The following is a 324-nucleotide window of genomic DNA, read 5'->3' on the forward strand; positions in this document are numbered from 1 at the left end:
TTGCTTAAGACAGTATCGTACAAGGTTTGACCCGATAAAACCGCAACCTCCAGTTATGAGTAGCGTTCGCATTCTGTTCACTGCATGCTCCTTTGCTCTTTGGAGTCTTTACTTTCTGGAGCGCGCTCTTCTTGGTGAAAAACGCTCGGCATGGTGGGGCGTGGGGATTTGCGCCGGCTTGGGCTTGCTTTCCAAGTACACCATAGCGCTCTTAAACCTCATAAGCGGCGTTTATCCGCTCGACGGCGGAGATATCCTTCTAAACGGCGAATCAGTATCTAAACTTCCCCCCCATGAGAGGGCAGAAAGGGGGATAGCCAGAAC

Annotated in this window: 1 protein-coding gene; it reads left to right on the forward strand. The window is 51.2% G+C overall.

Going from position 1 to position 324, the window contains the following annotated elements; all coding sequences use genetic code 11:
- Window positions 1-55 precede the first annotated feature (55 nt).
- On the forward strand, window positions 56-324 hold a 269-nt coding region (locus tag EZM41_RS14645; protein WP_198470192.1), incomplete at its 3' end, for a glycosyltransferase family 39 protein.

The sequence above is a fragment of the Acetomicrobium sp. S15 = DSM 107314 genome (genome assembly GCF_016125955.1).
GTDB lineage: Bacteria > Synergistota > Synergistia > Synergistales > Thermosynergistaceae > Thermosynergistes > Thermosynergistes pyruvativorans.